Origin of the sequence: Crassaminicella indica (genome assembly GCF_019203185.1) — a bacterium.
Taxonomy (GTDB): Bacteria; Bacillota; Clostridia; order Peptostreptococcales; family Thermotaleaceae; genus Crassaminicella; species Crassaminicella indica.
On sequence record NZ_CP078093.1, the window covers coordinates 441,487 to 466,711 of the forward strand.

The window sequence follows — 25,225 nt, forward strand, 5'->3', positions numbered from 1 at the left end:
TCTTTTTTAAAGCCTTAAGGCCAATTTATATTTCAAATAAAAAATAGGAGAAAAACTCCTCTTTACAGTGCTTTTCTCCTAAAAATCTATTATAAATTTTTCATAATAAACGTCACTACAATACAACCTTTGATAAAATATCCTTCTCTATGTTTTCAACATTTTCTTCAAGCTCTTTTACTTCTTTTGCTACTTCCTCTACAAATTCAGTATCCTTAATAGAACCTAAATTTATCTTAACATTGTACAATGCAGAAAGTACTGCTGTTCTTGCCATCATCGCTGCTACTGCACCATCTGTTACTGCATTTTGGTTACCCTTTACTACTATCTTTTCTATAGTTTTCATGATTTCAAAGGCATCCTTTGCAACCTCCAATGGAACTAATGCTGCTTTTTTCGTAGCTTCTTGTATAGCAGTCTTTCTAGTTTCCTTTTCTTCATCTGTTTCCTTTGGTAGCTTAAAAGCTTTCATCACATCATTAAATGCATCTGAATCTTTATCAATATATTCTATAAATCTACTCCTATATTTTTCTGCATCTTTTTTAATGCTTTTCATTTCTTCTTCTACTTCCATATATTTTTTCTTTCCAATAGTTAAATTCGCAACCATTTCCATAAGTGCAATTGATACAGCTGCACTTAGAGCTGCAACACTTCCCCCACCCGGAACTGGTTCATTAGATGCCAATTTTTCTAGGAATTCTTTTATATTCATATTTACCAGCATTCTATTTCCTCCTGTTTTATATTTTATTGTTCTTTATCAAATACCAATACCCCATTCTTTATAACCTTCTCTACAGTGCTTACCCCTATATGATAAGGAATAAAATCATAAGATGGAAATTCTAGTATAACAATATCTCCTTTTTTCCCTACATCAATGCTACCAATTTCATCTGCTCTTCCTACAGCTGCAGCACCATTAATAGTAAGAGCTGTTATAGCTTCTTCAATAGTCATATTCATATATAAAGTAGATAAAGCAAATACTAAAGGAATAGATTCTGTAAAACAGCTTCCTGGGTTCAAATCTGTCGCCAGCGCTACTGCACAATTTTGGTCAATCATAAATCTAGCTCTTGCAAAATCTTCCTTCAAGCTAAATGCTGTACAAGGTAAGATAGTTGCTATAACACCACTCTCTGCCATAGCTTTAATTCCTTTATCAGATGCTTGAAGTAAATGATCTGCTGATACAGCTCCTAATTCTGCCGCAAGCTCTGATCCTCCAAACCTTACAATTTCATCTGCATGAAGCTTTAACTTCATTCCCATTTCCTTTGCTTTGCTTAAAAGTCTTCTTGACTGTTCAATAGAGAACACATTTTTCTCGCAGAAAACATCACAAAAGTCTGCTAAATTTCTTTCTACTACTACTGGAAGAACATTCTCAATAATATCCTCAATAAATTCATCTTCCCTATCCTTATATTCTTTAGGAACTGCATGAGCTCCTAAATAAGTTCTTACTATATCTATTGGATGAGTTCTTTCCAGCTCTTCCATCACTTCTAGTTGCTTAATTTCTGTATCAAAATCTAATCCATATCCGCTTTTTCCTTCAACTGTTGTTACGCCAAAGGAAAGCATCGTATCCAGCCTTCTTTTTCCAAGTCTTATAAGTTCCTCTTTTGATGCTTTCCTTGTTGCTTCTACTGTATTGACAATTCCTCCGCCTCTTTTCATAATTTCCATATAGCTGTCCCCACGAAGTCTCCATCCAAATTCTTCTGCACGGTATCCACCAAATACAAAGTGAGTATGAGAATCAATAAATCCAGGTAAAACTGCTTTTTCAGTTGCATCTATTATATTGTACTTTGATTCATCTATATCCTTTAAAGCTTCATCTGTTTTTCCAACAGCTTTAATTATTCCATCTTCAATTATGACCGTACCATTTTCAATAACATAAAGCTCTGACATTTCTTTTCCATGCTTTGCAGCAAATCCACTACAAGTTACAAGTTGTGAAGCATTTTTTATGATCAAATTTTTATTCATAGTATCACTACTCCATTAAATTTGTTTCTATTATTTTATCCATCGAGAAACCATAAAGTCCTAAATAATAACTAGCTGTATCAACTAGAGCTTCCATTGGTACAAGTCCTATAATTTCGCTTCCAAGTACATTTACTCCATATCTTTTTGCTTCCATTTTTACAGTTTCAAATACTCTATAAATAGAAGTTTTTGTATAATCCGTTATATTCATAGTTACCTGAGTAATTCCTCTTTCCTTGATTTCAACACCACCAGCTTTAATATATCTAAATCCTCCACTTGAATGTCTAATTGCCTTTGAAATTTTATTGGCGATTTCAATATTTTGTGTATCTAAATCAATGTTATATGCTACTAATGGCATTCTTGCTCCTACTGCTGTGACCCCTGCTGTTGGATGGATTTCTCTTTTTCCAAAGTCTGGTTTCCATTCAGGTTCTTTTAGCTTTTCAATCATTCCTTCAAACTGTCCTTTTCTAATCTTTGCCAGGTTTTCTCTTTCAGGTTTACTTGCAGCTTTTTCATATAAAAATACTGGTATATTAAATCTTTCGTTTATTTCCTTTGCGGTTTCCTTTGCTAATTCTACTGCTTCTGTCATACTCATATTTTTAATAGGAATAAAAGGTACAACATCAGTTGCTCCCATGCGAGAATGCTGACCTTCATGATTATTCAAATCAATCACTTCTGTTGCAACCCCAATAGCTTCCAGTACTGCTTCCTTTACAGCTTGAGGCTCCCCCATTACAGTTACAACTACTCTATTATAATCTTTATCTGCTTCATAATTTAAAAGCTTTACATTTTCTTTTCCTCTAAGAGGTGATACTATTTTTTCTATTTTTTCTAAATCTCTACCTTCACTAAAATTTGGCACACATTCTACAATTTTTTTAACAGCTTCCATTTTCCTTCCTCCTTTTATCAGTGTCTATCGGCAACTATGGTATTTTATATTCCCAACAGTAACAGGCACTTTATTTCATTATTTATTTAGTTTCTCAAAAGCATCCTCTACTAAACCTTTTACCAAATCCTCTTTTGGTATATATGGTAATGTAATATGATCTTTTCCTTTTCTCATTGCATTGTACTCAACACATGTACTAATAGCATTTTCATTTCTCGCCCAAGCACGTCTTGCAACACCACCCATTACATCCCAAGGCATTGCAGATCTTAAAATATCGTCAACACGTTGGCTTCCATCAAGTACCATACCAAATCCACCATTAATAGATTTACCAATTCCAACTCCTCCACCATTGTGTAATGCTATAAGGCTCATACCTCTTGCTGCATTCCCTGCAAAGCAGTGAGTTGCCATATCTGCCATAATATTACTTCCATCTTTAATATTAGAAGTTTCTCTAAATGGTGAATCTGTTCCTCCTGTATCATGATGATCTCGACCTAGCATTACTGGACCTATTTCTCCATTTCTTACCATTTCATTAAATTTAAGCGCAATTTTTGTTCTTCCTATTGCATCTTGATAAAGAATCCTAGCCTGTGTTCCTACAACCAATTTGTTTTTATCTGCATCTCTAATCCATACATAATTATCATAATCTTGATATCTTCTATCTTTATCAATGCACTCCATAGCTGCTTTATCTGTTTTTAATAAATCTTCATGCTCACCACTTAAACACACCCATCTAAATGGTCCATAGCCATAATCAAATAATTGTGGTCCTAAAATATCTTCTACATAAGAAGGCCAAATAAATCCATCTTTGTCATCTCTACCATTTTTAGAAATCTCTTTTACTCCTGAATCATAAACAGCTTTCATGAAAGCATTTCCATAATCAAAGAAATATACACCTCTATTTACAAGCTCTTTTATTAATTCAAAATGACGTCTTAAAGTTTTGTCTACTAATTTTTTAAATTGAACCTTATCTTTAGCTAACATTTCTGTACGCTCTTTAAATGTAAGTCCTTGAGGACAATATCCTCCATCGTATACAGCATGGCAAGATGTTTGATCTGATAATAAATCTATGTGAATATTTTCTTTAACTGCATATTCTAATAAATCAACAATGTTTCCATGAAAAGCAATAGCACAAGGCTTTTCTTTTTCTATATATTCTTTTGCCAATCTAAATGCTTTCTCTGGTGTATCTGCAATTTTGCTAACCCATCCCTGCTCATATCTTGTATTGATTCTTGACTCATCAACCTCTGCAATTATTCCTACTCCATTTGCAATTTCTACTGCCTTTCCCTGTGCTCCACTCATGCCTCCAAGACCAGACGTTACAAATAATTTTCCTCTTAAATCACTATCAGATGGAATACCTAATTTTAATCTTCCTGCATTCAAAATTGTACTATAGGTTCCATGAACAATTCCCTGTGGTCCTATATACATCCAACCTCCTGCTGTCATCTGTCCATAATTTGCAACGCCAAGAGCAGCTGCACGGTGCCAATTTTCTTGATCATCAAACATACCAATCATTAAGCCATTTGTAAGAATTACTCTCGGTGCTTCAGGTTTTGAATGGAATAATCCTACTGGATGTCCTGAATGAATAACTAATGTCTGATCTTGTGTCAACTCTTCTAAATATTTTTTTATTAAACGATATTGCATCCAGTTTTGACATACTTGACCTGTCTCTCCATAAGTGACAAGCTCGTATGGATATAGTGCTATATCAAAGTCTAGGTTGTTGTCAATCATTACTTGAAATGCTTTTCCTTCTATACATTTTCCTTTATATTCATCTATAGGCTTACCCTTTATTCTTCCTTCTGGTCGAAATCGATACCCATAAATTCTTCCTCTTGTAAATAACTCTTCTAAAAATTCTGGTGCTAATTTTTCATGTAACTCTTCCGGAACATATCTAAGAGCATTTTTCAGTGCTAGCTCTGTTTCTTCCTTTGTCAACGTAAATTCTCTCTTTGGTGCACGTCTTATTCCTTCAACGAATTTAGGATACTCTGGTAATTCTGAATCCAATTTGATTTGCATAGCTTCTTTTATATCATAATTTTTAAACATATAAAGACCTCCCTTTTTATATAAACTTTAAAACAATCCTACAATTTGACCATTCTCATCAATGTCCATCTTGTTAGCAGATGGAACCTTTGGAAGCCCAGGCATTGTCATAATATCTCCTGTTAGGCAAACAATAAATCCAGCTCCAGCAGATACCTTTACTTCTTTTACTGTAATCTCAAAATCCTTCGGTGCTCCCAATAAGTTTTTATCATCAGATAAAGAATATTGAGTCTTTGCCATACAAATAGGAAGTTTATCTAGTCCCATCTCTTCTAATTTCTTTATTTGTTTTAGTGCTTTATTTGTAAATACTACTCCTTTTCCCCCGTAAATCTCTGTTACAATTTTGTTTACTTTATTCTTTATAGACTCGTCTACTTCATAAATATAATTGAAATTAGGCTTTTCATTTTCTATCATGTTAACAATTCTTTGTGCCATATCTATGCCACCTTCTCCACCTTTTTCCCAAACTTCATTTAGTGCAACCTCTACACTTATTTCTTCACACTTCTTAATAAGTAGTTCTATTTCAGCATCTGTATCATTCGTAAATTTATTTACAGCTACCATTACAGGTAAGCCAAATTTTCTAATATTTTCAACTTGTTTATTTAAATTCGCAAAGCCTTTCTCTAAAGCTTGAAGGTTTTCTTTTCCTAATTCAGTCTTTTTCACACCTCCATGCATCTTTAACGCTCTAATAGTTGCTACTATAACAACAGCTGATGGAGTAAGACCTCCATACCTGCATTTTATATTTAAGAATTTTTCTGCTCCTAAATCAGCTCCAAAGCCAGCTTCAGTAATTAAATACTCTCCTATCTTTAGTCCCAACTTTGTTGCCAATATACTATTACAACCATGAGCAATATTTGCAAAAGGTCCACCATGAATGAGTGCTGGTGTATTTTCTAAAGTCTGTACAATATTTGGCTTTATAGCATCTTTGAACAATAACGCCATAGCACCGTGAACACCTAAATCTTTTGCTGTTACTGGTTCTCCATCTAAATTATAAGCAACAATCATTCTTCCAAAGCGTTCCTTTAAGTCCATCAAATCTTCTGCTAGACAAAGTACTGCCATAACTTCTGATGCTACCGTAATCATAAATCCATCTTCACGTACAAATCCATTAGGCTTTCCTCCAAGACCTACAACAACATTTCTAAGAGCTCGATCATTCATATCAAGCACCCTTTTCCAAACGATTTGTCTCGCATCAATTCTTAGTGTATTTCCTTGATGGATATGATTATCAATAGCTGCTGATAATAAATTGTTTGCAGTAGTAATAGCATGCATATCACCTGTAAAATGAAGGTTAATATCCTCCATAGGAACTACTTGTGCATATCCCCCTCCTGCAGCTCCACCTTTTATTCCAAATACAGGTCCTAACGATGGCTCTCTTAATGCAATAACAGCTCTTTTCCCTATTTTATTAAGTGCTTGACCAAGTCCCACAGCAGTAGTAGACTTTCCTTCTCCAGCTGAAGTTGGATTAATTGCTGTCACCAAAATAAGCTTACCATCTGGTTTATTTTTCAATCTATCAAATATACTTAAATTAATTTTTGCTTTATATTTTCCATATAACTCTAGTTCATCCTCTAAAATGTCCCACTCCTTTGCTATTTCTGCAATCGGCTTCATATTACTCTGTTGTGCAATTTCTATATCACTTAAAACCTTCACTTCCATACTCCACACCCCTTTTATTTTTCTTAATATTATTATGAACAAATTGCGTCTACAAAACGTCTATATTTTGTGATGAGTGTAAATTTTTCGATAATTCGTCGTATAAAAAAAGCCTTTAGCATAATAACACTAAAGACTTTTCGTATTCTTATTCACTAAAAAATCATAGCACCAATTACCCCAAAGATCACTAACGGAATATTGTAGTGCAGGAACGTAGGTACACAAGTATCCCAAATGTGATCATGCTGTCCATCTGCATTAAGTCCTGATGTTGGTCCTAGTGTGGAATCAGAAGCAGGTGAACCTGCATCACCAAGAGCTGCAGCTGTACCAATCATAACAGCAGTAGCAATTGGACTAAAGCCCATTTTTAAACAGAGAGGTACATAAATTACTGCTATAATAGGAATCGTTCCAAAGGATGTACCAATACCCATAGTAATAATAAGTCCTAATAAAATCATAACAACAGCAGCAATTAATTTACTTCCTGCCATTATACTAGCCGCAGCATTAACTAAAGCTTCTACCCCACCTGTTTCTCTAATAACATTTGCATAGCCTGATGCTACTAGCATAACAAATGCAATAAATCCCATCATCCCAATACCACTGCTCATAAGTTCATCTATATCGCTCCATTTAATAGCTCTAAAAATAATCATAATCATTAAGCCTACAATAGCACCAAGAGGTAAAGACTCTATCATTATCTGAATAATTAATGCTGCTAATGCACCAAGTAATGCAACCATATGCTTACTTGAAAATTTTATAAATTCCTTTGAGCATTCATTTTTACTTTCTATAATATCTAATGTATTATATTCTCTAGGTTTTCTATATGAAATAAAAATAGCAACTAATAATCCTATAATCATTCCAAGACCAGGAAACCACATTCCCTTCCATACAGCAGTTTTTGCCATATACATACCATTTGCAGTCATTTCATCTGCAATAATTCCATGAAATATCAGACCAAAGCCTACTGGAAGTGCCACATAAGGGGCCTTAAGTCCAAAAGTTAGTGCACACGCTGCACCTCTTCTATCAATTTTTAATCTATTCATCACACTTAATAATGGAGGAATTAAAATAGGAATAAAGGCGATATGTACTGGAATCAAATTTTGAGAAAAACAAGATATAATAGCTATAAGCACTAATAAAGCAGTCCTTTTTCCTTTAATTTTATTAGCAATTTCTCTAGATAAAATTGTGGCAAGACCCGTTTTATGAATAGCTGCTGCTAATGCTCCTAATAAAATATAGCTTAGAGCTGTTTCTGCATTTCCACCCATTCCACCAATAAGAATGTCCATAATTTTATCAATAGGCATACCTGCTAAAAGACCACCTGCTATTGCTGCAATAATTAAAGAGATAATGACATTTAGCTTAAATAAGCAAAGAACACTCATAAGGATAACAGAAAATAATACCGGATTTGTTAACATTATATACCTCCCTTAATAATTTATAATCTATTTTTATCACACAAGAAATAGTATATCATAAAATACTTTATTTGAGAAAAGCTTTAAAGCGTAAAATTTTTAGGATAAAAAGCACCTTCAGAGTTTATCTGAAAGTACTTTTTCATTATAAATTCTATCCCCTTCTATTCTAATCCTCCAACAGCTTCCTCTACTGCATCTAGAATGCTTTCATCATCAATCAATGCTGCAGATTTATTGATATCCTTATACATAATACGGTCTTCATGTAAAGTTTCTATCACATGACGAATCTTATCATATACAGCTTTTGTTCCTTTTCCTAATTTTTTATCAGCAGCTTCAAAATCTATTGCTTGTGCTGCAGCAAGTAATTCTATTGCAATAACTCTACTTGCATTATAATATATATCTCTAGCTTTTCTTGCTGCAATAGTTCCCATACTTACATGATCCTCTTGATTTGCTGAAGATGGAATAGAATCAACACTGGCAGGATGGGCTAAGACTTTATTTTCCGATACAAGAGCTGCTGCTGCATATTGAGCAATCATAAATCCTGAATGAAGTCCCCCATGTTCCGTTAAAAATGCTGGAAGACCACTAAGCTGAGGATTTACAAGTCTTTCAATTCTCCTTTCACTAACATTTGCAAGCTCTGCTATGGCTATACCTAAAAAGTCAAAAGCTAATGCCATCGGCTGACCATGGAAATTCCCTCCAGAAATTGCTTTTTCCTCATCTGCAAAAATAAGAGGATTATCTGTTGCTGCATTTATTTCAATATCAACCTTATCTAATACATATTTTATAGCATCCTTGCTTGCTCCATGAATCTGAGGCAAACATCTTAAAGTATATGCATCCTGTACCCTTATTTCACCCTGTCTAGTTGTTCTTTCACTACCTTCAAGTATTTTTAAAAAGTTCTTCGCAGTACTGATTTGTCCTAAATGAGGTCTTACCTCCTGTACTCTTTCCGTATATGGATCTATAATTCCATTTAACGCTTCCATTGTCAAAGCTGCAGCAATATCTGCTAACTTACATAGTTTCTTTGCATCATAACTAGTCAATGCTCCTACAGCTGTTAATACTTGTGTTCCATTAATAAGAGCCAATCCTTCTTTAGAAGTCAATACTACTGGTTCAATTCCTGCTTTTTCCATAGCTTCTTTTCCTGACATTAATTTTCCATCATAGTAAGCTTCTCCTTCTCCAATGAGTACAAGTACCATATGAGCAAGAGGTGCCAAATCTCCACTCGCTCCTAAAGACCCCTTCTCTGGAATAGCTGGATGAACCCCTTTATTGATCATCTCAATTAATGTTGTTAATGTTTTAGGATGAATTCCTGAAAATCCTTTTGCTAAAGCATTAGCTCTAAGTAACATAATAGCCCTAACAATATCCTCTGGAAAATGTTTTCCAACCCCACAAGCATGACTCATAATCAAATTTTTTTGCAGATCCTTTGCCTCATCCTTTGATATAACAACATCACTAAATTTTCCAAAACCCGTAGTAATCCCATATACGACTTTTCCTTCTTCTACCAGCTTCTCTACAAAAGCTCTTGATTCTTTTACTCTCTCAAGCGCTTCATCTGTTAATATTACAGAAAAATTTTTTCTCGCTACATTTACTACATCCTGCAAACTCAAATGATTTCCATCAATAAAAACTCTATTCATAATCTTTACCCCCTTAAATCAAATATCAATTTAAATAAATTTTTTATTAAGTTTCCTTTTTGAAAATATTCTGATTTTACTCAATTGTATATTTTTGTGTATATTTTGTCAATATTCTGCACTGCCGTTCAAACTTGTTCACGTAATACCACTTTATCTCTATAAACTCATATAATATAGCTCCTATTTGAATAATCCACGTTCAATAATAACTAACCCTATAATAGCTTGTTACTGCATTCTTAATTTGTAGTAGATTAGCTATACTTCGGTGTAAATACTATATTATTCTTGCATAGCTATAACAAATAAGCTAATGGTATCCCATTAGCTTATTGTTTATTCAAATTTTCATCAATAATATCCCATATGTCTTCTGTTTCAAATCCTCTTCTCCAACTTGCAATCCCTGCAAGATTATACCTATTAATAAGATCTACTCTGGCTTTCATAGACACTGCATCTTCTATCCATATTTTATAAAGCTTATCATTTTCTATATACTCTACATAGTTTTGACCACTATTTTCATCCCATACCTTTTCAATCCCTTTTTTTTCAATAATTTCATTTACCGTTTCCATACTTACAGATTTAGATTTTACAACTATTTTAGTTGGATTATCCTTTGATGGAGTTTCTATCCAAATCCTTGTATAAAATGGTACTCCTAATATGAGCTTTTCTGCTGGTACTTCTTCAAGTAAACCATTTATCCCCTTTTCAACCCATCTGATTGATGCTACAGATCCACTTACAGGACTCGAACTCCAATGTTCATCATAAGCCATTAAAGATACATAGTCTACAACTTGTCCTAAAGCTTCTCGATCATAACACTGTGACCAATTTTCACTGCCACCCTTTGCAGTTACATCTATAGAAACAACTAATCCATTCTCATGAAAAACAGCAGTTAATTCTCTTACAAATAAAACTAACTTTTCTTTATCCTTTAAATAAACATTTTCAAAATCAATATTTATCCCATCCATATTATTTTCTTTTATCAGCTTTAATACTTCATTAACTGCTTTTTCTCTTGCTATAGCATCATTTAAAAATTTATTTGTTAAATTAGGGTCAAAACAATTCTTGAATAATGGCCATATTTTATAGCCTCTATTCCTTGCCCAATTAATATAATCATTATTGATTTTATTATCAATATTTCCTGATGCGTCTTTAAGCTTCATCCAAGTTGGTGATACAATATTTAATCCCTTTAACGTTCCAATTGTATCAGGCTTTGCAGTTTTTTTATAAACATACTCCCAAGTTAGATTTATTTTTCCATTTTGGGGCTTCCAAATAGGCTTATTTAAAGCTTGTATATTCATCATTTCTTCAATATCTTTTAGTTCTTTCCTTTGCACATATCCAACCTTCCCTCTAGGGGTTATAACCTTTAACCAATTAGTTTCATCCTTTAATATCTCTACTTCTTCATCTTTTTTAAGCAAGTCATTATCCATAGATGCAGTATTTGCTTCAAATCGTACATTTACATAATCCTTTACTGCTTTTGCAGTCATTTTTTTGCCCAATTGACTTTCTAAAATAACAGAAGAATTATCTTTTGAAAAATTGAATTTTATACTTAACAAATCTGCTATTTGATTAATAGGTACAAAAGGCCTTCCATCGATAATCATCATAGGAGAAATATTATTTGTCCTTTGTTGATTTACTGTTACTTCTTTTTCTTGATAAAATCGAATAACCTTATCTAGACTTGTAATTACTGCAATTTTATTATTTTCATCATAATCTACTAATAAATTCAAATGATTGTTCAAAATATCTAAATCTATATAAACGTTTTCCTTTTCAATGTTTACAATTTCATTATAATTTTCATATTCAGTAACCTTTTCGCCATCTTTGATAAAAAGCCCTTGTTTATATTCCTTTGCTAAAGAATAATGCTCAGAAAAAATAAATCCTAATAATAAGACCAAACACCCTAAAATCATATAAATTTCTTTTCTCTTCAAAATATCCCGCCTTTCTTAATAAGTCTTATAGCACAAGTGGAAAATATTCTGTTTTATTCTACTATGTTCCAATATCCCCATTAAAGTACGTAACCTCACCCATATAAGGGTGAGGCCTTGATTCCCTATTTTCATTATACATGATTCTTATATTCTCCGTCATCTACTTTTTCACTATATATAATTATTTTTATAAATTGATTTTTCGATCCAATAAATACCCTGTAATCATAAATAATATCCCTATTATGCATATAATCATAATAAAATAATAGTTGCTAATATTAAACGTTGGTATTTCTCCATAAAAACCAATATGTACTAAATGTTTTGTATTATCTACTAATTCCACTATTTTCCCTAATATTTCCGCTATAACAAGAAAGCATATAAAGGATAATAATTTCCCATATTTAAAAACAGAAAAAACACTTCTAGCCAAAACAGCAGATAAATAAGCCATTAATATAAATATAATATATCCTAATAAAAACATAACGAAAAATTTCATTATATAAGCAATCAATTCATTAGGTATATTTAACTTCATTTGAAGTTCAGGATATTTGCTTATAACTATTAAATAATCTATAAACATTAACAAACCACCAAATAGTAAAATTCCAAAGCATTCTAGTATTACCGTGATAATTTTTCCTCCCAAAATTTTATATCCACTTAAAGGGGTAGTGAATAATAAATAGCCTGTTTCTTTAAATAAGCTATGATACATTCTACCTATATGGTCCACCATCAAAACAATTCCTGCTACAAAAATAATTATCGATGTAATAGCAAAAACTTTTGGATCAATATTATCAGGTGATTTTGTTATAATGTATAAATTAAAAAATGTTAATAATATAATCCCTCCCAAAAAAAACTTCCAACGACTCATCCATTCATACTTTACTAATTTAAGCATCTTTATATACCTCCCTATATAATTCATCAATAGAAACTCCCTTTTGAATCCTAAAATCCTCTGCATTTCCTGATAATGCAACCTTTCCTTTATCTATAAATATCACTTCATCTAAAATTCTCTCCAATTCCTTTACTAAATGACTTGAAATAATCAGTGTTTTATCTTCATCACAAGCACTTACAATCGCATCCATTATTTTTTCACGAGATATAGGGTCTATGCCATTTAAAGGCTCATCTAAAATATATAGCTTTGCATCTCTTGCAAGCACCAAGCTAAGCTTTAATCTCCCAAGCATTCCAGTAGACAAAGCACCTACCTTTTGATCTTCATTCAATCCCATAAAAGCAATCAATTCTTTTGCTTTCTCTTCATCAAAATCTTCAAACATATCTTTAAAATAATTTATGCAATCTTTTATCTTCATCCATTTATGAAGGTAATTGCTAGTTGGCATATAAGAAACATTCTTTTTTGTTTCTGTACCTATTCTCTTTTCCATCATGTATATTTCTCCACTAGTTGGTTGCGTAATTCCTGCAATAATTTTCATCAGAGTTGTTTTCCCACTGCCATTAGGCCCTAATAAACCATATATTTTCCCTTCTTCTATAGTAATATTTAAACCATCTAATGCTTTTTTCCTGATGTACTTTTTTGTTAAATTTTTCACTTCTAAAAGCTCCATTCCTACGCCTCCTTCATATACTCATTGATACTTTTTACAATGCCTTCATTCCCATAACCTAATTCTTTCATTCCTTCTACAAAGCTTTTAATCAATTCATTTGCCATATCTTCCTTGATCTTATTAAGCATTTTCTCATCCTCCGTAACAAAAGACCCCTTTCCTCTTTGAGTAAATGTAACGCCTTCTCTCTCTAGTTCTTGATATGCCCGCTGTATAGTATTTACATTTACCTTTAACTCACTTGCCATGCTTCTTACTGAAGGAATCTTTTCACCTTTTTTAAGCTTTCCTAATGTAATTTCCTTTTTTATTTTTTCTATAATTTGTAAATATATCGGTATTCTAGTATCAAACTCCATTAACTCACCTCACTTGTATTACTGTCATAGTTAAATAATACACTATTATATTATTTATGTCAATCAATTCCAAATAAAAAACATCTACAAATTTTTGTAGATGTCAAAATAAAGCTACTTTTTAACTTTTATAAATACTACCTTTAAATAATTTCCCTCTTTAAATTCTTTTATAGTTCTGAAGTCTTGGGGTAATCTATACTCTTCTAGTATCTCATATTTTTTGCCCATTTCTTCAAAAGCTTTTTCTATAAATCCTTTAAATTTTTTCATATCAAAGCTAGCACAATTAGTCGATGCTACTATTATTCCTTCTTTTTCTGTTATATTTATAGTTGATTTTAATAAATCCTTATAGTCTTTAGCAGCGCTAAATCGAATTTTTTTAGATTTAGCAAAGCTTGGAGGATCTAATATGACTAAATCAAACTTTAATTGTTTCTTTTGCGCATATTTAAAATAATGAAATACATCTTCCACAATAATATCTTGTGTTTCATAATCAATACCATTTAAACTAAAATGTTCTATAGTTTTAGGAATACTCCTATTTGCAAGATCTACACTTGTAGTTTTTTTTGCTCCACCTATAGCTGCAAAAATAGAGAATGCACCTGTATAAGAAAAAGTATTTAAAACATTTTTCCCTCTTGCATACTTATCCCTAATTTTCTTTCTTACCTCTCTTTGGTCTAAAAATACACCTACCATAGCCCCTTCATTCAAATAAATTGCAAAATTTACACCATTTTCTTTTACTATCAAAGGCTCTGGTGCTTCTTCTCCCCATACAAAGCTATCTTCATTTATAAACTTTCCTTGTGCATCAAATCTCCTCTTCTCATAAATCCCTTTACAATCAGATAAATTTTTCAAAATATCTATTACATAATCTTTAAACCGATAGATTCCTTTACTATACCAATTGATTAAATAATATCCATCAAAATAGTCAATAGTAAATCCACCTATTCCATCTCCTTCTCCATTAAATACGCGAAAGGCTGTAGTATTTTCATCTGAATAAAATTTCCCCCTAAAGCTGATTGCCTTTAACAATCTTTTATGGAAAAAAGTATCATTGATTTTCTCTTTTTCATTTGAAGTGAGTACCCATCCACACCCCTTATTCTGAAGACCATAATACCCCTTCGCAATAAACCTATTCTTATCATCTACTAATTGAATAATCTGCCCTTCTTCTTTTAAATTATCTATATTCTGTACTGCTTCCTTTAATATGAGTGGATACCCTTTATTATATCTTTTTAAAAACCTATTCTTAATCTTTAATCTGATCTCTTTCATATTTCACACCTCTATTTCTTTTGCTTAAATATTATAACATATGAAAATGATTTATAACTTATAAAGCATTCATATATTCGTACAATTTAAATAATATAATAGCATCTATTTTTTCAATAGATGCCAGTGAAATTTTTTATTCTACTTCCTCTAATCTTTTCATAATAATCTTTTCCATAACTTTTAATTTTTCTTGTGAACTTTCTAAATTATCTCCCTTTGTATACAAATAAATCTTAATTTTAGGCTCCGTTCCTGATGGACGAATCGCATACCATGAATGATCATCAAATATAAATTTTAATACATTAGCTACAGGTATTTCAATATTTTCTTCTTTATCCTTTAAAAAGTCAAAAGCAATTTGTTTCTGATAATCTATATATTTAGCTAATTTTCGACCATCAATTTCTGTAGGATATGTATCTCTATAAGCTTTCATCATTCGATCGATTCTATTTTTCCCTTCTATTCCTTCTAATACTAATGATATAAGCTTTTCTTGATAATATCCATATTTTTTATAAATATCTTCTAAAACATCTAAAAGTGTCTTTCCTTGTTTTTTATAATAAGCTGCAGCTTCACATAAAAGCATAGATGAAATCACAGCATCTTTATCTCTTACAAAGGTTCCTGCCACATACCCAATGCTTTCTTCATATCCAAATACAAAAAAATGATCTCCCTGTTTTTCTAATTCGTTTACAATTCCACAAATATTTTTAAATCCAGTTAATGCTTCATAAGTTTTTACCCCATAGGATTTTGCAATAGCCTTTCCTAAATCTCCTGTAACAATAGATTTTACAATATATGAATTTTCTTTTAATGTTTTCTTCTCTTCTTTTGCTTCTAATATATATTGAATCAATATTGCTCCCATTTGATTACCATTTAAAGCAATATACTCATCTTTTTCACCCTTCACCATAGCAGCTACCCTATCACAATCAGGATCTGTAGCTATCAATAAATCTGCTCCATTGCTCTTACCTAATTTTTGTGCATATTTAAAAGCTTTTACATCCTCTGGATTAGGATACCCAACTGTTGTAAAATCTGGATCTGGCTTTTCTTGTTCAGGTACAACTACTACATTTTTAAACCCTCTTTCTTTTAAAACCCTTCTAACAGGTATATTCCCTGTTCCATTTAATGGTGTATATACAATATTTATCTCCTTGTCTACATCATCTCTTAAACTTAATCCTTTTACTTTCTCTATATATGCATCATCTATTTCCTGTCCAATCGTTTGCAAAAGCCCTTTTTTGATAGCTTCCTCCTCATCTGCCTCTTTAATCATAGAAAAATCTTCTATACGATTGATATTTTCTGTAATAGCTGATGCCATATCTTCTAGGATTTGAGAGCCTTCTTCCCAATATACTTTATATCCATTATATTCTTTAGGATTATGACTAGCAGTAATTACAATACCAGAAGCCGTATTGAGTTTTCTTACTGCAAAAGAAAGCTCAGGCGTTGGGCGCAAATCTTCAAATAAGTAAACTTTTATATCATTCCCAGCTAAAACAAGTGCTGTTTTTTTTGCAAATTCCTTTGAAAAATGTCTAGAATCATAAGCAATGACAACGCCACGATCCATATATTCTTTTCCTTTTTGAACAATAAAATCTGCAAGTCCTTGGGTTGCTCGTGCAATAATATATACATTCATTCGATTAGTTCCTGCACCTATTTTCCCACGAAGCCCTGCAGTCCCAAATTCTAAATCTTTATAAAAACGATCTTCTATTTCTTCGTAATTATCTTTAATACCCATAAGCTCTTCTCTTGTTTTTTCATCAAAATATTCATTACTAACCCACTGCTCATATCTTTTTTGATAATCCATGCTGTTTCCCTCCTATAAATTTTTCATTTAATTTTTAATAAACATTTGTAAATTTTTAATATGATTTTGTTTTTCCTCTATTATAGCAGATAAAATTTTATATGCTTTCCTATCCGTATCCTCTTGTTTTTTTACTAATCTTCCTTGAATATCTATATAAAATGCCACAATCTTTTTCTCAAAGTCTACTGAGAATTCTAGAAACTCCTTTACATTCTTAATCTCTGGGCTTTCAAATCTTTGTAAAAATTTGTTGAACAAAAAAGAAATCTTATCATATGTAGCAAAATCTATTACCTCATCATCCTTTTCAAGTTCAAGCTTTAATTTCTCATAATAAGCAATATTTTTGGCAACACTTTTTACTAATATATTTGCAGCAAGTGTAACTCTAAAATCTTGCTCCATAATTTCACCAATATTTTTATACATTTCATATCTTTTCTTTGCAATAACAATAGCTTTATTAATCAAATCTATTACAGTATATGCCACCTTCCTCTTCCTTCCTAAAGATATTATATATGGCTTTTCATTATTAATATACCATAAAATGTAATATCAAGTATATTTTTATACTTTCTATATTAAAAATACCCCTTCTTTTAAAGAGGTATTCATAAAAATATGATTATTTATAAAAAACAAGAGCTCCAGCTCCTACCAAGCCACAATCATCTCTATGTGCCTTTTTAATATTGCATATCTCAATATTTGGTTTTAATGACATACTGTTAATAGTTTCAATCATCTTATCATAAAAAAGCTCTAAGCCATTTGAAACCCCACCACCTATACTAATTTTTTCAGGATTATAAAGAGCAATAATATTATAAATCCCTATTCCAAGATAATATCCTTCATTTTCCACAATCTCAATAGCTAGTGCATCTCCCTCTTTAGCAGCCTCAAATACGTGTTCAGCCTTTACACAATCCTCTCCTGCTATTTTTGAAATCAAGCTTTCTCTCCCCTCTGAAAGCTTTTCTCTTGCAATTCTTCCTATAGCAGTTCCTGAGGCATAAGCCTCCAAACATCCATAATTACCACAGTTACATTTAGGTCCATTTAGGCTTATAATAGTATGTCCTACTTCAAAAGCATTTGAATTTCCACCCTTCTGAAGCTTTCCATCTATAATAGCACCTCCGCCAACTCCTGTACTTACAGTTATATAAACAAAGTTTTTAGAACCCTTTCCAAATCCAAATAAATATTCTCCTAATGCTGCAGCATTTCCGTCATTCTCTAGCTTTATAGGTATATTTTCAAAATCCTCTGCAAGACTTTTTACGATTTCAACATTTTCCCATCCTTTTAGATTAGCACTCTTAATAATTATTCCCTTTTCACTATCTAAAGGTCCAGGTGAACCGATTCCTATCCCCTTTAAGCTTTCCTCTTTTAAGCCAAGCTTTTCTAATAATTCATATATAGTATTTTTCATTCTCTTTATAGCTTGCTTTGGTCCCTTTTCTACAAAGGTAGGAATTTTAATATGCTCTAAAACCTCTCCATTTTTTGTCATAATTCCTATATTCATCTTTGTTCCACCCAGATCAATAGCACAATAAACTTTCATCATAAATCACCTCCATATAACTTATTATAACAACAAAATGAATATAGGTTAAGCTCTGAATCCAGAACTTAACCTTTATCCTTCATAACCCTCATAGCATTCAATATAGCAATCAAAGCAACACCTACATCTGCAAAAACTGCTCCCCATAAATTTGCCATACCTGCTACCCCTAATACCATAACAATCCCTTTTACTCCTAATGAAAAGATTATATTTTGCCATACAATTTTTCTTGTTCTTTTTGCAACACGAATAGCTGTTGCCATCTTACTGATTTCATCTGTCATGAGTACCACATCTGCAGCTTCAATCGCTGCATCAGAACCAAGTCCTCCCATAGCCACACCTATATCAGCCCTTGCAAGTACAGGAGCATCATTAATTCCATCTCCTATGAATACAATATTTCCTTTCATACTCTTTTGTATAGCTTCAAGCTTCTCAACCTTTTCGTGTGGCAATAATTCTGCATATACTTCATCTATTCCTACTTCTTTTGCAATACCTTCTGCTGCTTTTTTATGATCCCCTGTTAGCATAACAAATCTTTTAACCCCTAATTTCATCAGTTGTTCTATACCTTTCGCAGAATCCTCTTTTATTTCATCAGATATTATTATTGCTCCTGCATATTTTTCATCTACTGCTATATGCACAATAGTTCCTAATTCATCTATTTCTTTATAATCTATATCATATTTTTTCATTAACTTTTTATTTCCTGCCAATACAACCTTTCCATCTACGATTACTTTTACACCATGCCCAGAGATTTCTTCATAATCCTTCATCAGTTCTTCTTGGATTTTTCCTTTATAGCTTTTTCGTATAGATACTGCAATTGGATGGTTTGAATAATATTCAGCATAAGCAGCATAATATATTATCTCATCTTCTTCAAACTCATTTACCGCAATTTTTTTTGTAACATTAAATACACCCTTTGTGATAGTTCCTGTTTTATCAAATACTACTGCATCTACCTTATTCAAGGCTTCTAAATAATTTCCTCCCTTTATGAGTATACCATTTTTAGATGCTGCACCAATCCCTCCGAAAAAGCCTAGTGGAATAGAAATCACTAATGCACATGGACAAGATACAACCAAGAATATAGCAGCTCTATATATCCATTGTGCAAAGGTAGCTCCTGTAATAAATAGCGGCGGTATTACAGCAAGCATTAGCGCTACAAAAACAACAGATGGTGTGTAGTATCTTGCAAATTTTGTGATGAATTTTTCTGTTTGTGCCTTCCTGCTACTTGCTCTTTCAACCAGTTCTAATATTTTAGATACAGTTGACTCTCTAAAGCCTTTGGTAACTTCTACTGTTAAAACACCATTCTTATTAATAGCTCCACTAAAAACTTCATCTCCTACTTGAACTTTTCTTGGTATAGCTTCTCCAGTGAGTATAGATGTATCTATCATAGATGCTCCTGCCACAACTTTTCCATCTAACGGAATTTTTTCTCCTGGTTTTACAATAATATCTTGACCAATATTCACTTCGTCAGGAGATACCTTAAAAATCCCATCTTTTGTTTTTAAATTTGCAAAATCAGGTCGAATATCAAGTAAAGCTTCTATAGACTTTCTTGAACGATTTACAGCTGCCCCCTCGAAAATCTCTCCTACTCTAAAAAATAACATAACTGCTACAGCTTCTGGAAATTCTTTCATTACAAAAGCACTTATTCCTGCAATAGTCATTAAAAAATTTTCGTCTAAAAATTCTCCCCTAAAAATATTTCTTATCGCTTTTAATAAAACATCTTTACCAATTAAAAGATAACTTACTACATACAATAACAGCTCAATCCAAAAATTAAATTGAAATATTATAGCTATAAAAAACAATACAGCTCCACTAGTAAGGGCTATAACCTCTTTTTTATTGAAGTTTTCATGTTCATGATAATGTTCACCACTGCTTCCATTGCTTTGATCATCATGTGCATGATTATGTCCACAACAATCCCCATTAGCACCATAATGATTATTCTTATCTAGAAAGCATTCTTTTTTACCTTTATCAACCACTTGCACATGAGGCTCTATTTTTTTTATAATCTCTTTAATCTCTTTTATAGTCTCCTCTAATTCATAAGCATCAGACTCAATTGTCAGCTTTTTAGTAGCAAAATTTATATCAGCATGAGTAATCTTTTGAATTTTTTTTATTCTTCTTTCTATTTTTGCTGCACAATTAGCACATCCGAGTCCCTCTAATAAAAATTCTCTTTGTATCTTATTCATGCACTTTCCCCTTTCATATTTCATCTATGATTAATATGATGAAGTCCTTGTTCAAATATTTTCTGAACATGCTCATCATCTAAAGAGTAATAAACTACCTTTCCTTCTTTTCTATATTTTACAAGTCTTTCTTTTTTTAATATCCTCAATTGATGAGATATAGCAGACTGCTTCATTTCAAGCAATGCTGCAATATCACATACACACATTTCTGCTTCAAATAAAGCACATATAATTTTAATCCTCGTGCTATCTCCAAATACCTTGAAAAATTCTGCTAAATCATATAATTTTTCTTCCTCAATCATCTTTTCTCGAACCTTTTTAACTATCTCTTCATGAATAATATTACAGTTACAACAATTATTATTTTGTTCCATAATACTCCTCCTTTTGTAGGCTTGATTTCCTTACATACTATTTACGCTAATCTTTTTAGGTTATATATTTCAACTTACTTCACAACATATGAATAGCTGTTCATATGTTTATATATATTATATTCACCTATCACTAAAAAGTCAATATTCATTTCGTAAAGCTATTGTAAACCATATCTTTTATTTAGTTGACAATGTATTGTTTTAGAGTTATTCTATATGTAAACAAAAAGCTCAGAAAATACCTTTTTATGATTCGAGGTGTAAATATGTCAAAAGGAATTTTTATCGTTGGAACAGATACAGATGTAGGAAAAACTGTTGTTACAGCAGGACTTATCCATCTTCTTCGTTCAAAAGGTTATAATGCTTGTTATTTTAAGCCTGTCTTAAGTGGAGCAGTCTTAAAAAACAACGAGTTGATTCCAGGAGATACCCATTTTGTAAAAACAATAGGAAATATTCCTGAATCTTTAGAAAATATGACCCCATATAAATTTCATACTCCAGTTTCACCACATTTAGCTTCAGAAATAGAAAATATACAAATCAAAATAGCTTTAATCAAAGAAAAGTTTCTCCAACTAAAAGAAAAATATGCTTATATAGTTGTAGAAGGTGCTGGTGGACTAGTTGTTCCAATATTTAAAAATTATATGCTATATGATTTGATCAAGGAATTAAACTTACCCATTCTTATAGTAGCTCATGCAGGCTTAGGCACCATTAATCATACTATGCTTACTGTAAATTTTGCAGAAGATATGGGGATTGAAGTAAAGGGAATTCTATTAAATGGTTATAATGCTTTAAACATATGTCATGCTGACAATAAACAAATCCTTGAAAAAGCTACAAATCTTCAAGTTCTTACTCTACCCAAGCTCAAAAATATAAATGTAGAAAAAATGCAATATGGAGATTTAAAAGAAGCTATAAAAACTCATATTCAAATTGAAACAATCATAAAATGGATGAAAGCATGTTAGGAGAGATGATTATGCATGAATTACAAAGGAAGGATTTACAATATATATGGCACCCATGTTCTCAAATGAAAGATTATGAAGCCTTTCCACCCATCATTATTAAAAATGCAAAAGGTCCTTATCTTTATGATATAGATGGTAATAGATATTTAGATGTGATCTCTTCTTGGTGGGTTAATTTATTTGGACACTGCAATGAAAGAATCAATCAAGCTATTATAAAACAAATCAATCAATTAGAACATACTATCTTTGCAAATTTTTCTCATAAACCTGCTATTGAATTAGCCGAAAGGCTTATAAAAATAACTCCAGAGGGGCTTAATAAAATATTTTTTTCAGATAATGGTTCTTCAGCAGTAGAAAATGCTTTAAAGCTAAGCTTTCAATATCATCAACAAACTGGAAATTCTAGTAAAACAAGATTTGTTGCCCTTTCTGATGCCTATCATGGAGAAACCATTGGAGCTCTTGCTGTAGGTGATATCGACCTTTATAAAAGAATTTATAAGCCTCTTCTTATGGAAACTCATAAAGTACAGGGACCTGACTGCTATAGATGTCCTTATAATAAATGTAGAAAAAGCTGTAACGCCGAGTGCTTTAGCGCTATGGAAAAACTAGTTTTAGAAAAACACAGTGAAATTGCTGGCATAATTGTAGAACCATTAATTCAAGGCGCTGCAGGAATGAAAATATATCCTCCAATTTATCTAAAAAAATTAAGGGAGCTTTGTACAGCCTATAATATTCATTTCATTGCAGATGAAATTGCAGTAGGCTTTGGACGAACAGGAAAAATGTTTGCCTGTGAGCATGCAAATGTGTCTCCTGACATTATGTGTATATCAAAAGGTATTACAGCTGGATATATGCCTCTTTCTGCAATGCTTATGACTGATGAAATTTATGATGCATTCTACAGCGACTATGTGAACTTAAAAGCATTCATGGATAGTCATAGTTATACAGGAAATGCAATGGCATGTGCAGTAGCCTGTGAAACATTGAATATATTCGAGGATGAAAGAATACTTGAAAAAAACAATGAAAAATCTAAAATAATAAAAGAAATGGTACAATCTGCTTTTCACAATCATCCTTATATAGGAGAGTTCCGTCAATTAGGAATGGTTGGTGCATTAGAGCTAGTAAAAAATCAACAAACAAAGGTAGGGTTTGACTGGAAAGAACGGGTAGGCTATAAGATTTATCAGATTGCTCTAAAAAAAGGATTATTACTTCGTCCTTTAGGAAATGTAATCTACTTTATGCCTCCATATGTCATTGAAAAGGAAGATATTGAGCATATGGTATCTAGTACATTATCTTCAATAAACGAATATTTTAGAATCTGATTTAATTTGAGAAAAAAAGGTGAGTCTTAATCACTCACCTACTATACAATCCAATACTTTCCCTATGCTGTCCTGAATTACCAAATTAGCGACATGATCATAAGGAGTAGTACTTTTATTGATAAGTATTAATTTATTTCCTCTATAATATTCAATTAGTCCTGCTGCTGGATATACCACAAGTGATGTTCCTCCTACAATCAACACATCAGCATTAACTATATACTCTATAGACTTTTCAAGTGTATATGTATCTAGTCCCTCTTCATATAAAACTACATCAGGCTTTATAATGCCTCCACATTTTTTACATTTAGGAACCATTTCTATACTATTCACTACATCATCTAAAGAATAGCTTGCTCTACACTTTATACAATAATTTCTATATACAGAACCATGAAGCTCTAAAACATTTTTACTTCCCGCCATTTGATGTAGTCCATCTATATTTTGAGTAATTACAGCTTTTAATTTGCCTTGTTTTTCTAATCTTGCAAGTGCTAAATGAGCCAAATTAGGCTTTGCTTCTGGATAAATCATTTTTTCTTTATAAAATCGATAAAATTCTTTTGTGTATTTCATAAAAAAGCTGTGACTAAGTATTACTTCTGGTGGATATTTTTGTCCCTTACTACTGTATAATCCTGTATCAGCTGTTCTAAAATCAGGTATATTACTTTCTGTAGATGTACCTGCCCCTCCAAAGAAAACAATATTGTCACTTGCGTCAATCATTGATTTTAATTTTTCCATGCTCAAAGCCTCCTCAAATCAATAGGATATCCATATTTTTCATATCTTCATTATATCATATTTGTATTTTTTTAATTTTCCCTCTCTTATGTTCATATATATCTTTATATATTTTCCAAATAATAACCATTTTCCAATTATTTAGAAGGAATTTATAAAAGAATATAGAATATAACAAAAAAAACAAAGATAGGAGTGTCCCCAATGAGAATCTTAAAAGAAAATACAACTGCTGTTATCATTGATATTCAGGAACGTCTTCTTCCTCATATGAATAGTAAAGAATTATTAAAAAATCTAACAATTCTTATTGAAGGTTTAAAAGCTTTGGATATTCCCATTATAGTATCTGAACAATACACAAAAGGATTAGGCCCTACTGTAAGTAAAATAAAAGGAATGCTAGAAGACTCTGAAAATATAGAAAAAATATCCTTTAGCTGCTGTGATGAACCAAAGCTTCAAGAAAAAATTGATAATTTAAATAAAGAATGGATTATTATTGCTGGAATTGAATCTCACATATGCGTCCTTCAAACAGTAATTGATTTAATAGACAATGGTTATACTCCTGTTGTAATAGAAGATTGTATCTCTTCAAGAAAAGAAAATGATAAAAAAATAGCTATTGAAAGAATGAAAAAAGAAGGTGCAATTATCTCGACATATGAATCTATTCTTTTTGAATTATGCAGATATGCAGGTAATGATACCTTCAAAACAATATCTAAGCTAGTTAAATAAAGCAAGCCAAAATTTTGGCTTGCTTTTATCTTTTTAATAAATTTTTCAACTTTTTATATAAATATATAATTATAACTATTTATGTAAAATATATGCAGGA

21 protein-coding genes are annotated in these 25,225 nt (G+C 31.7%); 3 read left to right on the forward strand and 18 right to left on the reverse strand.

Annotated elements, in window-relative coordinates:
- Nucleotides 1-115: 115 nt before the first annotated feature.
- From KVH43_RS02145 to KVH43_RS02225, 17 genes are all read right to left on the reverse strand, one after another.
- Nucleotides 116-733 carry a cyclodeaminase/cyclohydrolase family protein gene (locus KVH43_RS02145; RefSeq protein WP_218283268.1) on the reverse strand — a complete coding sequence of 206 codons (618 nt, stop codon included), beginning with the start codon at nt 731-733 and terminating at the stop codon, nt 116-118.
- Nucleotides 734-756: 23 nt separating this feature from the next.
- Nucleotides 757-2,013 (reverse strand): imidazolonepropionase, encoded by a 1,257-nt coding sequence (hutI, locus tag KVH43_RS02150; RefSeq protein WP_218283269.1) that lies wholly within the window; start codon nt 2,011-2,013, stop codon nt 757-759.
- 7 nt (nt 2,014-2,020) lie between these two features.
- Nucleotides 2,021-2,926 (reverse strand): glutamate formimidoyltransferase, encoded by a 906-nt coding sequence (gene ftcD / locus KVH43_RS02155; protein WP_218283270.1) that lies wholly within the window; start codon nt 2,924-2,926, stop codon nt 2,021-2,023.
- A gap of 78 nt (nt 2,927-3,004) precedes the next feature.
- Nucleotides 3,005-5,041, reverse strand: coding sequence for a urocanate hydratase (locus tag KVH43_RS02160; RefSeq protein ID WP_218283271.1), 2,037 nt, complete (start codon nt 5,039-5,041; stop codon nt 3,005-3,007).
- Between the two features lie 27 nt (nt 5,042-5,068).
- The gene (locus KVH43_RS02165) at nt 5,069-6,751 is read right to left on the reverse strand and encodes a formate--tetrahydrofolate ligase (RefSeq protein WP_218283272.1); all 1,683 of its coding nucleotides are present in this window, start codon (nt 6,749-6,751) and stop codon (nt 5,069-5,071) included.
- Between the two features lie 155 nt (nt 6,752-6,906).
- Nucleotides 6,907-8,217, reverse strand: a complete 1,311-nt coding sequence (locus tag KVH43_RS02170; RefSeq protein ID WP_218284056.1) for a Na+/H+ antiporter family protein — start codon at nt 8,215-8,217, stop codon at nt 6,907-6,909.
- Nucleotides 8,218-8,378: 161 nt separating this feature from the next.
- Nucleotides 8,379-9,908: a histidine ammonia-lyase gene (hutH, locus tag KVH43_RS02175; protein WP_218283273.1), complete on the reverse strand. Its 1,530-nt coding sequence runs from the start codon at nt 9,906-9,908 to the stop codon at nt 8,379-8,381.
- 332 nt (nt 9,909-10,240) lie between these two features.
- Nucleotides 10,241-11,905: a glycosyl hydrolase family 18 protein gene (locus KVH43_RS02180; RefSeq protein ID WP_218283274.1), complete on the reverse strand. Its 1,665-nt coding sequence runs from the start codon at nt 11,903-11,905 to the stop codon at nt 10,241-10,243.
- 190 nt (nt 11,906-12,095) lie between these two features.
- Nucleotides 12,096-12,830, reverse strand: a complete 735-nt coding sequence (locus tag KVH43_RS02185; protein WP_218283275.1) for a hypothetical protein — start codon at nt 12,828-12,830, stop codon at nt 12,096-12,098.
- Nucleotides 12,823-13,521, reverse strand: coding sequence for an ABC transporter ATP-binding protein (locus KVH43_RS02190; protein WP_218283276.1), 699 nt, complete (start codon nt 13,519-13,521; stop codon nt 12,823-12,825). The genes KVH43_RS02185 and KVH43_RS02190 overlap by 8 nt, the downstream gene beginning before the upstream one ends.
- Nucleotides 13,522-13,523: 2 nt before the next feature.
- Entirely contained in the window at nt 13,524-13,883 is a 360-nt protein-coding gene (locus KVH43_RS02195) for a GntR family transcriptional regulator (protein ID WP_218283277.1), read from the reverse strand.
- 114 nt (nt 13,884-13,997) lie between these two features.
- Nucleotides 13,998-15,191 carry a class I SAM-dependent rRNA methyltransferase gene (locus tag KVH43_RS02200; RefSeq protein ID WP_218283278.1) on the reverse strand — a complete coding sequence of 398 codons (1,194 nt, stop codon included), beginning with the start codon at nt 15,189-15,191 and terminating at the stop codon, nt 13,998-14,000.
- A gap of 136 nt (nt 15,192-15,327) precedes the next feature.
- Nucleotides 15,328-17,052: a phospho-sugar mutase gene (locus tag KVH43_RS02205; RefSeq protein WP_218283279.1), complete on the reverse strand. Its 1,725-nt coding sequence runs from the start codon at nt 17,050-17,052 to the stop codon at nt 15,328-15,330.
- Nucleotides 17,053-17,079: 27 nt separating this feature from the next.
- A complete protein-coding gene (locus tag KVH43_RS02210) occupies nt 17,080-17,547 on the reverse strand; it encodes a hypothetical protein (protein ID WP_218283280.1) in 468 nt (155 codons plus the stop codon).
- A 136-nt stretch (nt 17,548-17,683) separates the two neighbouring features.
- Nucleotides 17,684-18,637 (reverse strand): ROK family protein, encoded by a 954-nt coding sequence (locus KVH43_RS02215; protein ID WP_218283281.1) that lies wholly within the window; start codon nt 18,635-18,637, stop codon nt 17,684-17,686.
- 65 nt (nt 18,638-18,702) lie between these two features.
- Nucleotides 18,703-20,898 carry a heavy metal translocating P-type ATPase gene (locus KVH43_RS02220; RefSeq protein WP_255547791.1) on the reverse strand — a complete coding sequence of 732 codons (2,196 nt, stop codon included), beginning with the start codon at nt 20,896-20,898 and terminating at the stop codon, nt 18,703-18,705.
- A 20-nt stretch (nt 20,899-20,918) separates the two neighbouring features.
- The gene (locus tag KVH43_RS02225) at nt 20,919-21,278 is read right to left on the reverse strand and encodes an ArsR/SmtB family transcription factor (protein WP_218283283.1); all 360 of its coding nucleotides are present in this window, start codon (nt 21,276-21,278) and stop codon (nt 20,919-20,921) included.
- A 269-nt stretch (nt 21,279-21,547) separates the two neighbouring features.
- Between KVH43_RS02225 and bioD the strand changes: the two genes are divergently transcribed.
- Together bioD and bioA are read left to right on the forward strand one after the other, a co-directional pair.
- Nucleotides 21,548-22,267, forward strand: a complete 720-nt coding sequence (gene bioD / locus KVH43_RS02230; RefSeq protein ID WP_218283284.1) for a dethiobiotin synthase — start codon at nt 21,548-21,550, stop codon at nt 22,265-22,267.
- Nucleotides 22,268-22,278: 11 nt separating this feature from the next.
- Nucleotides 22,279-23,625 carry an adenosylmethionine--8-amino-7-oxononanoate transaminase gene (gene bioA / locus KVH43_RS02235; RefSeq protein WP_218283285.1) on the forward strand — a complete coding sequence of 449 codons (1,347 nt, stop codon included), beginning with the start codon at nt 22,279-22,281 and terminating at the stop codon, nt 23,623-23,625.
- A 30-nt stretch (nt 23,626-23,655) separates the two neighbouring features.
- Here bioA and KVH43_RS02240 read toward each other — a convergent pair whose 3' ends face one another.
- Nucleotides 23,656-24,381 (reverse strand): NAD-dependent protein deacylase, encoded by a 726-nt coding sequence (locus KVH43_RS02240; RefSeq protein ID WP_338028354.1) that lies wholly within the window; start codon nt 24,379-24,381, stop codon nt 23,656-23,658.
- A 204-nt stretch (nt 24,382-24,585) separates the two neighbouring features.
- Here KVH43_RS02240 and KVH43_RS02245 point away from each other — a divergent pair, with 204 nt between their 5' ends.
- The gene (locus KVH43_RS02245) at nt 24,586-25,125 is read left to right on the forward strand and encodes a hydrolase (RefSeq protein WP_218283287.1); all 540 of its coding nucleotides are present in this window, start codon (nt 24,586-24,588) and stop codon (nt 25,123-25,125) included.
- Nucleotides 25,126-25,225 lie beyond the last annotated feature (100 nt).

Excerpts from the sequence above, each read along its gene's own strand:
- KVH43_RS02195 (WP_218283277.1), bottom strand. The coding sequence starts at position 13,883 with ATGGAGTTTGATACTAGAATACCGATATATTTACAAATTATAGAAAAA.
- KVH43_RS02160 (WP_218283271.1), bottom strand. The coding sequence starts at position 5,041 with ATGTTTAAAAATTATGATATAAAAGAAGCTATGCAAATCAAATTGGAT.
- KVH43_RS02220 (WP_255547791.1), bottom strand. The coding sequence starts at position 20,898 with ATGAATAAGATACAAAGAGAATTTTTATTAGAGGGACTCGGATGTGCT.
- ftcD (WP_218283270.1), bottom strand. The coding sequence starts at position 2,926 with ATGGAAGCTGTTAAAAAAATTGTAGAATGTGTGCCAAATTTTAGTGAA.
- KVH43_RS02145 (WP_218283268.1), bottom strand. The coding sequence starts at position 733 with ATGCTGGTAAATATGAATATAAAAGAATTCCTAGAAAAATTGGCATCT.
- KVH43_RS02165 (WP_218283272.1), bottom strand. The coding sequence starts at position 6,751 with ATGGAAGTGAAGGTTTTAAGTGATATAGAAATTGCACAACAGAGTAAT.
- hutI (WP_218283269.1), bottom strand. The coding sequence starts at position 2,013 with ATGAATAAAAATTTGATCATAAAAAATGCTTCACAACTTGTAACTTGT.
- KVH43_RS02240 (WP_338028354.1), bottom strand. The coding sequence starts at position 24,381 with ATGGAAAAATTAAAATCAATGATTGACGCAAGTGACAATATTGTTTTC.
- KVH43_RS02225 (WP_218283283.1), bottom strand. The coding sequence starts at position 21,278 with ATGGAACAAAATAATAATTGTTGTAACTGTAATATTATTCATGAAGAG.
- hutH (WP_218283273.1), bottom strand. The coding sequence starts at position 9,908 with ATGAATAGAGTTTTTATTGATGGAAATCATTTGAGTTTGCAGGATGTA.
- KVH43_RS02190 (WP_218283276.1), bottom strand. The coding sequence starts at position 13,521 with ATGGAGCTTTTAGAAGTGAAAAATTTAACAAAAAAGTACATCAGGAAA.
- KVH43_RS02215 (WP_218283281.1), bottom strand. The coding sequence starts at position 18,637 with ATGATGAAAGTTTATTGTGCTATTGATCTGGGTGGAACAAAGATGAAT.
- bioA (WP_218283285.1), top strand. The coding sequence starts at position 22,279 with ATGCATGAATTACAAAGGAAGGATTTACAATATATATGGCACCCATGT.
- KVH43_RS02200 (WP_218283278.1), bottom strand. The coding sequence starts at position 15,191 with ATGAAAGAGATCAGATTAAAGATTAAGAATAGGTTTTTAAAAAGATAT.
- bioD (WP_218283284.1), top strand. The coding sequence starts at position 21,548 with ATGTCAAAAGGAATTTTTATCGTTGGAACAGATACAGATGTAGGAAAA.
- KVH43_RS02245 (WP_218283287.1), top strand. The coding sequence starts at position 24,586 with ATGAGAATCTTAAAAGAAAATACAACTGCTGTTATCATTGATATTCAG.
- KVH43_RS02205 (WP_218283279.1), bottom strand. The coding sequence starts at position 17,052 with ATGGATTATCAAAAAAGATATGAGCAGTGGGTTAGTAATGAATATTTT.
- KVH43_RS02185 (WP_218283275.1), bottom strand. The coding sequence starts at position 12,830 with ATGCTTAAATTAGTAAAGTATGAATGGATGAGTCGTTGGAAGTTTTTT.